At 44.4% G+C, this 7881-nt stretch carries 8 protein-coding genes, 2 tRNA genes and 1 pseudogene; all 11 read left to right on the top strand.

What is annotated here, in order from left to right; genetic code table 11:
• Positions 1 to 307: pseudogene (locus IJI01_RS13165) on the top strand (ECF transporter S component); the annotation flags it as partial.
• A 214-nt stretch (positions 308 to 521) separates the two neighbouring features.
• Positions 522 to 959, top strand: coding sequence for a tRNA (adenosine(37)-N6)-threonylcarbamoyltransferase complex ATPase subunit type 1 TsaE (gene tsaE / locus IJI01_RS13160; protein WP_292191250.1), 438 nt, complete (start codon positions 522 to 524; stop codon positions 957 to 959).
• A 25-nt stretch (positions 960 to 984) separates the two neighbouring features.
• Positions 985 to 2226, top strand: a complete 1242-nt coding sequence (gene tsaB / locus IJI01_RS13155; RefSeq protein WP_292191246.1) for a tRNA (adenosine(37)-N6)-threonylcarbamoyltransferase complex dimerization subunit type 1 TsaB — start codon at positions 985 to 987, stop codon at positions 2224 to 2226.
• Positions 2227 to 2255: 29 nt separating this feature from the next.
• Positions 2256 to 3176: a ribonuclease Z gene (locus tag IJI01_RS13150; RefSeq protein WP_292191243.1), complete on the top strand. Its 921-nt coding sequence runs from the start codon at positions 2256 to 2258 to the stop codon at positions 3174 to 3176.
• Between the two features lie 17 nt (positions 3177 to 3193).
• A complete protein-coding gene (locus IJI01_RS13145) occupies positions 3194 to 3769 on the top strand; it encodes a DUF6715 family protein (protein WP_292191240.1) in 576 nt (191 codons plus the stop codon).
• A 2-nt stretch (positions 3770 to 3771) separates the two neighbouring features.
• The gene (tsaD, locus tag IJI01_RS13140; RefSeq protein WP_292191238.1) at positions 3772 to 4920 is read left to right on the top strand and encodes a tRNA (adenosine(37)-N6)-threonylcarbamoyltransferase complex transferase subunit TsaD; all 1149 of its coding nucleotides are present in this window, start codon (positions 3772 to 3774) and stop codon (positions 4918 to 4920) included.
• Positions 4921 to 4950: 30 nt separating this feature from the next.
• Positions 4951 to 5658, top strand: coding sequence for a 2-C-methyl-D-erythritol 4-phosphate cytidylyltransferase (gene ispD / locus IJI01_RS13135; RefSeq protein ID WP_292191235.1), 708 nt, complete (start codon positions 4951 to 4953; stop codon positions 5656 to 5658).
• Positions 5658 to 6761 (top strand): glycosyltransferase family 4 protein, encoded by a 1104-nt coding sequence (locus IJI01_RS13130; protein WP_292191231.1) that lies wholly within the window; start codon positions 5658 to 5660, stop codon positions 6759 to 6761. Before ispD ends, IJI01_RS13130 begins: the two co-directional genes overlap by 1 nt.
• A gap of 72 nt (positions 6762 to 6833) precedes the next feature.
• Positions 6834 to 7337 carry an acyltransferase gene (locus IJI01_RS13125; protein ID WP_292191228.1) on the top strand — a complete coding sequence of 168 codons (504 nt, stop codon included), beginning with the start codon at positions 6834 to 6836 and terminating at the stop codon, positions 7335 to 7337.
• 135 nt (positions 7338 to 7472) lie between these two features.
• Positions 7473 to 7558, top strand: a tRNA-Ser gene (locus IJI01_RS13120).
• A gap of 56 nt (positions 7559 to 7614) precedes the next feature.
• Positions 7615 to 7703, top strand: a tRNA-Ser gene (locus IJI01_RS13115).
• Positions 7704 to 7881 lie beyond the last annotated feature (178 nt).

Genomic DNA, 7881 nt, shown 5'->3' with positions numbered 1-7881 from the left:
TATCAGCTGCATAGTTGGTACACTTACAATCGCTATCGTTGGCTCAACTCTCAATGCGTTCTTCCTTCTTCCTGCATATGCAGTTATGTTCGGAAGCGGAATCGACACATTCGTACAGATGGGAGCAGCAATCAACCCAGCAATTTCAAATGTATTCACATTCTGCCTGTTTGCGGTAGCGCCTTTCAATCTTGTTAAGGGACTTGCTGATTCTTTGATCACATTCCTTGTATACAAGCAGCTTAGCCCAATTCTTAAGGCTGACCAGATGGCTGTAACAAAAAAGGTAGCTAAGGCTGAAGCATAATGCTTGCAGCCAAAGCGTGAGAGGGAGTGTTATAGAGAGACGTCCATGTGGCGTCTCTTTTATTTATGTGCAATTCGCGGAAATGAAACTATTGCTACGCAATCCGCTCGTGCGCGAAGAGTCGCTCGCGACTCTTTATTATGATATACTACAAAGTAGAGTAGTATGTTTTCTTGAAAATCATATTAGAATTATGCATAATAACGAGGCACATATGGATATAGTAACTAAGCATGAGACATTTAGTGCTCAGGAAACCTTTGAGATTGGTAAAAGAATAGGTGAAAACGCCCAGCCTGGAATGGTTTATACACTGGTTGGTGATCTTGGTGTTGGCAAGACAGTACTGACGCAGGGTGTTGCAAGAGGTCTTGGAATCACAGGCCCAGTCAGCAGTCCAACCTTTACCATATTACAGGTATATGATGAGGGCCGCATTCCTTTCTATCACTTCGATGTGTACAGGATTAGCGATGTGAGCGAGATGGATGAGATAGGTTATGAAGACTATTTCTATGGAGATGGTATCTGCTTTGTGGAGTGGGCGAATCTCATAGAGGAGCTTCTGCCTGAGCATTACACTGAGATCGTAATCGAGAAGAACCTTGAAAAGGGCTTTGATTACCGCCTCATTACTATGACCAAGAAGTAATAAATAATATAGATAAGAGTTGATTATGAAAATATTAGGAATTGATACATCAGGACTTGTGGGAGCAGTAGCAGTTGCAGATGGTGACATGCTTGTTTCCCAGTTCTCGATTCAGTACAAAACAACACATTCAGAGATTTTGATGCCGATGATGGAGGATATAAGGGAGAAGGTACACCTTGATCTGTCCACCATTGATGCCATAGCTGTGGCTAAAGGGCCTGGCTCTTTTACCGGACTTCGTATTGGAAGTGCAACAGCCAAGGGACTTGCGCTGGCTCTTGATAAGCCTATCATTGCGATACCTACTGTTGATGCCATCGCTTACAATCTCTATGGTGTTGAGAAGATTATCTGCCCTATGATGGATGCCAAGAGAAAGCAGGTATATACAGGTCTTTATACCTTTGTTCCTAACACTCCAGAGGGCAAGAGCTTTGAGCGCACCTTTGACATGCAGGTGATCCATGAGCAGTTTGCTACATCTGTAGAGGACATTGTGGAGCGCATCAATGCTATTGGTAAGCCGGTTGTTCTTCTTGGAGATGGAATTCCAGCATATCATGACGAGCTGGAAAGACTCCTTAAGGTGCCTTATTCAATTGCACCGATGCACCAGAACAGGCAGAGCGGAGCAGCACTTGTGGCCCTTGCCATGAAGTATGCCGAGGAAGGCCGCATGGTTTCTGCTGATGAGTTTGCTCCTGAATACCTCAGACTTTCACAGGCTGAGAGAGAAGCCAAGGAAAAAGATGGCGCTCAGGGCACTGATGACAGGGAAAAGAGAAAGCTTGAATCCAGAAAGACTCCTGGAATTGTCAGGATCAGACAGATGACAGCTGAGGATATTGATGATGCAGCTCTTTTGGAAAAAGAGAATCTCGGTAAGGAAGCCTGGAACAGCAAGCAGCTTCTGGATGCGCTGACAAGGGATGACACTATTTATCTTGTGGCTGAGAAGGCTGGAAGAGTTGTGGGCCTTTGCGGAGTTCAGAATGTATCTGGTGACGGCGAGGTTACTAATGTTTCTGTAGCAAGAGATTGCCGAGGCGAGGGCATTGGCTACAAGATGGTCAAGCAGCTTCTTGAAAGAGGCAGAGGAATCGGCATCAAGGATTACACTTTGGAAGTCAGAGCCGGCAATGAGCATGCAATCAAGCTCTATGAGAGGCTTGGCTTTAAGAGCGAGGGTCTTCGCCCTGGATTCTATGACGAGCCCAAAGAGGATGCGGCTATTTACTGGAAACGCGCAGAAGTAGAGGAATAAAGTTAGTTTTTTGATAAGGAATTTAATATATGATAGATGTTTGTTTACTTGGAACTGGCGGAATGATGCCACTTCCAAACCGTTTTCTCACTTCACTCATGGTGAGATATAACGGAAAATGTGTACTTATAGACTGTGGAGAGGCTACCCAGATTGCCATGAAAAAGAAGGGTATCAGCTCCAAGCCTATTGATGTTATCTGCTTTACCCATTTCCATGCGGATCACGTAAGTGGTCTTCCGGGAATGCTTCTTACAATGGGAAATGCAGAGAGGACAGAGCCTCTTTTGATAGTTGGCCCCAAGGGCGTTGAGAGAATCGTTAATGCCCTCAGGGTTATTGCACCGGAGCTTCCTTTTGAGATTAAGTTCAAAGAGATCACATCTGAGGAAGAAACTTTCGAGATCGAGGGAATGCCGGGCTTTTCAGTTACAGCGTTCAAGGTTAACCACAACATTACCTGCTACGGCTATAGCATGAGCCTTAAGAGACAGGGCAAGTTCAATGTGGAAGCTGCTATGGCAGCAGGAATCGACAAACGCTACTGGAACGGACTTCAGAAGGGCGAGACCTTTACTCTTGAGGATGGAAGGGTGATCACTCCTGAGATGGTATTAGGGGATGCCAGAAAGGGTATCAAACTTACTTATACTACAGACACAAGGCCTACGGACAGTATTGTTCGCAATGCGGCTGATTCAGATCTTTTTATCTGTGAGGGAATGTACGGCGAGCCTGACAAGCAGGCTAAGGCCAGAGAATACAAGCATATGACTTTCTACGAGGCTGCCAAGATGGCCAGGGATGCCAAGGTTAAAGAGATGTGGCTTACTCACTACAGCCCATCGCTTGTTAATCCGGCTGAGTACCTGCCAGACGCCAAGAAGATTTTTGCAAACACAAAGGCTGCCAAGGACGGACGCAGCGTTGAGCTTAGGTTTGAGGACTAAGCAGAAAAGAGGGGGAAATGGAAGAAAGCACAAAGTCAGCAATTATTAAATCGATTGTTTTATGCCTTCTGGGAGCTATTTTCATTGGGGGCATCTTTTTGGTGATCGTCAGGAACAAGAAGCCCAAGACAGCTGATGACTATGTGCTGACCGTTGTGGACGGAATCACAACCACTGACCTGGATAAAAAATATCCTTCAGACGGCATACAGGTTGTTGAGCTGTATACCAAGATTTTGCAGGTAATGTACAAGGAAACCTATACAGATGATCAGGCTGATGACATGCTCAAGGTTATGAAAGGCCTGATGGATGAAGATTTCCTTGCGCAGAATCAGAATTTTGAAGGAGTTATGAAGCTTGATGTCAAGCAGAAGAGGGACGAGGATTATTCCATTCCTCTTTATACTGTCATCACCAAGGATCCGGTGATCAGAGAATTAGATGGCAAAAAGACTCAGATGGTTGAGTGTAAGATATTATTAAGACATGGTACTGTCGGCAGTAACTATATTTACCAGTTCATTTTGAGGAAAGATGACGAGGGTAAGTGGAAGATATTCGGCTGGGCAGTTAAACCAGAGGAAGAATAAGAATGGAAATCAATAAGAATATAGAAGAAGATGGCGTTATTTTCATGTCTATCAAGGACAAGGAAGACGCTACGGAAGAGCAGAATAAGGAAGAAAAGAGTGAGGGTGGTGTAACCATCCTTGCTATTGAGAGTTCCTGTGACGAGACAGCGGCAGCAGTTGTAAGGAACGGAAGGGAAGTTCTTTCTAATATTATTTCTTCTCAGATAGCTCTGCATACAATTTACGGCGGAGTTGTGCCTGAGATTGCGTCAAGAAAGCACGTTGAGAAGATGAATGGCTGTATCAGAGCTGCTCTTTCTGAGGCGGGCTTAACTCTTGATGATATTGATGCAGTTGCTGTTACCTACGGTCCAGGCCTTGTAGGAGCTCTTTTGGTGGGAGTTTCTGAGGCTAAGGCTATTTCTTTTGCTACAGGTAAGCCACTTATCGGTGTTCATCACATCGAGGGTCATATCAGCGCCAACTTTATTGAGAACAAGGATCTTGAGCCACCTTTCGTATGCCTTGTAGTTTCAGGTGGCCATTCTCATCTTGTTGTGGTAAAAGACTATGGCGAGTACGAGATCATTGGTCAGACCAGAGATGATGCGGCGGGCGAAGCTTTTGACAAGGTGGCAAGAGCTATAGGTCTTGGATATCCGGGCGGCCCTAAGATTGATAAGGCGGCCAAAGAGGGTAATCCTGACGCCTTCACATTCCCACAGGCTCAGATTCCTGATGCGGAATACGATTTTTCTTTTAGCGGACTTAAATCATCAGTACTTAACTATATCAACCAGGCCAAGATGCAGGGACAGGAGCTTGATCAGGCAGATGTTGCTGCGTCCTTCCAGAAGGCTGTTGTGGAGGTTTTGGTGGGACATGCCATCAAGGCCTGCAAGCAGTATGGCTACGACAAGCTGGCTATCGCCGGAGGTGTAGCGTCCAATTCAGGCCTTCGTGAACTCATGGAAAAAGAGTGTGCGGCTAATAAGATCAAATTCTACAGGCCTTCACCAGTTCTTTGTACAGATAATGCAGCTATGATCGGTGCTGCTGCGTATTACGATTACCAGAAGGGCGTTAGATTCGGCCTTGATATGAACGCAGTTCCTAATCTTCCACTTGGAGACAGGGAGAGAAGATTCCACGGAAGAAGCTCTAATTAAGCATTCTTGCTATATAGGGAGATTGTAGGTATGAAGACAGTAGCGGTAGTTCTTGCAGCTGGAAGTGGCAGCAGGATGAAATCCGATGTTAGAAAGCAGTACATGGAAATTGGCGGAAAGCCTCTTATATATTACTCTCTGAGGGCTTTTGAAGAGAGCATCATTGATGACATTGTCCTTGTTGTTTCAAAGGGTGACGTTGAATATGTTCAAAAAGAAATAGTGGATAAGTATCATTTTGACAAGGTTACAGCTATTGTTGAGGGTGGACTTTATCGCTATCACAGCGTAAGACGCGGCCTTATGGCAGCAGCTGAGGACTGTGACTATGCCTTTATTCACGATGGAGCAAGACCTTTTGTAGATAATGATATTATTCTGCGTGCTCTTCATGCAGTTAAAGAATTTGGCGCCTGCGTTGTAGGAATGCCTGTTAAGGATACTATCAAGATTGCCGATGATAAGGGCTTTGCCAAGGAGACACCAGACAGGGCTCATACATGGTTGATCCAGACTCCACAGGTCTTTTCCTATAAAATGATTTTGGAATTGTACCAGAGACTTGACCGCGAGGAAGGCGAGCTTATGGCCAGAGGCATCAACATTACTGATGATGCCATGGTTGTGGAGTACTTCACAGACAAGAAGGTTAAGCTTGTTGAGGGTTCTTACAATAATATCAAGATCACCACACCCGAGGATATTCCTGCGGCGGAGGCGATTCTTAGGAATGTTTGATGGATTTGGATATGGGGAATGAGAAGAAAAGAGTCTGCATGATCGTCCAGCAAAGAGATGTTAAGGGCGGAATTGCAGCGGTTACTAACGGCTACTACAACAGCAAAATAGAGACAGACTACGATGTGCGCTATGTGGAATCCTACTGTGATACTTCCAAGGCGAAGATGATCCTGAAGGCACTTGGCGCATATGTAGAATTCAGAAAGGTTCTCAGGGACTTTAAACCTGAGCTTGTGCATATTCATTCTTCTTTCGGAGGAAGCTTCTACAGGATGCAGCCATTCATTTATATGGCCTGGAAAAGAGGTATTCCCATCCTGGATCATTGCCACGGAGCTGACTTCGAGACTTTTTATGTTAAGGCATCTGACAAAAAGAAAGCTCGCATAAAGAGTGTCTATGGGAATTTCGCTAAAGTAGTTGTTCTTTCAGATGAATGGAAGGAAAGGCTAAAGGTCTTTTACCCGGAAGAAAAGATGGTTGTTATCAACAACTACTGTAAACCCAGGTCACAGAGCGAGGTGGAGGCTGCTATAGATAAGCGATATGAGGCTAAGCAGATTCTTTTTCTGGGAGAACTGGGACAGCGAAAGGGCGGCTTTGACTTCGCGGGAATTGTTGAGAATGTTGCCCTCGTATGTCCTGATGCCAGATTTATTTTTGCAGGAAGCGGCTCCAAAGAGGATGAGTCCAGGATAAAAGAAATGCTGACACAGAAAGGCCTTATGGAGAAATGTCTTTTCCCAGGCTGGGTTCGTGATGCCGAGAAGGACAAATTACTGCAGGAGTCAACGCTTTTCATGTTGCCGTCTTACCAGGAAGGGCTTCCTATGGCGATTTTGGATGCCATGGCCTATGGACTTCCGATTGTGTCTACATATGTAGGAGGTATTCCACAGCTTATTCAGAATGGAGAGAGTGGATATCTGGCGCAGCCGGGGGATTGTCAGGCTATTGCAGATGGTATTTGCAGGATTCTTGATAATAAGGATGGTTATGAGAAGCTCTCCAGGGAGAGCTACAGAATTGCCAGGGATGAGTTTGGATTTGATGCGCATCTTGGCAAGCTGGAAGCTGTGTATGAGGAGCTACTTAGGTAAAAGAGCTATTATAATAGCTGGGATTATCTATCAGGATGGATTTGAGAATCTGTATAGATGTGGGGAAATAATATGAGATCACCATTATTGTACATTAAGAACGTTATAGGAATGTTGGGAAAGAAGATCAGACATGGAGGGAAATTCTCTGCTGGACTGGTTCAGACCTTTGACCATCTTCATACAGAGATATATGGAAATGGAAGGATCAAGCTGGGATCCTACAACCAGAACAGAGGAAATCTCTATCTGATAGCACAGGATGGAGAGCTGGAGATTGGAGATCACTGCTTCTTTAATACTGGTTGTTGCATTACTGCTCTTGAGAGTATCAGGATCGGTAATAATTGTAAATTTGGAAACAATCTTGTCATTGTGGATCACGATCATAATTTCAAAAAAGAGAGTGATTCGGAGTTCATTTCCAGCAAAATTGTCATCGGAAACAATGTTTGGGTGGGCGCAAATGTGACCATTCTAAGAGGCACCACAATTGGCGACGATTGCGTTATTGGTGCGGGTTCCGTGGTAAAGGGCAACATCGAGCCTAAATCAAAAATCGTACAGAAAAGATGAAAATATTATTTTTTTAAAAAAAGTTAAAAAACATGCTTGACATGTATTGTGGCCTTTGTTAATATATATCTTGCGCTGCGGTGAGCGCCACAAACACTCACACAGAGCAGATCTTATTTTAATAATAAGACACTCGGAGCGATATCGAAGCGGTCATAACGAGGCGGTCTTGAAAACCGTTTGGCGGCAACGCCACAAGGGTTCGAATCCCTTTCGCTCCGCTTAATTATGAACACGCTGCTATACAGCAATATAATTATTGTTAATCAACTATTTTGCAGAAGTACTCAAGTGGTTGAAGAGACACCCCTGGAAAGGGTGCAGGTCGTTAATAGCGGCGCGAGGGTTCAAATCCCTCCTTCTGCGTTGCCTTATGCAACTAGTAAGGCTCATAATTAAAAGCACCTTGACAAATAAACAGTAATGCAACCCTGAAAAATTCCAAGAGAATTATTCAGAACAAAAATTAGTAAATAACGGACAGAACAAAAACCAAGCTTGAGTTCTGGCCAGATCAAACTTTTAAACGTGAGAGTTCGATCCT

Origin of the sequence: Butyrivibrio sp., from assembly GCF_017433805.1 — a bacterium.
Lineage (GTDB): Bacteria > Bacillota > Clostridia > Lachnospirales > Lachnospiraceae > Butyrivibrio.
Note: the sequence above shows the minus strand (reverse complement) of the source record. Positions and strands in the feature narration are given on the sequence as shown.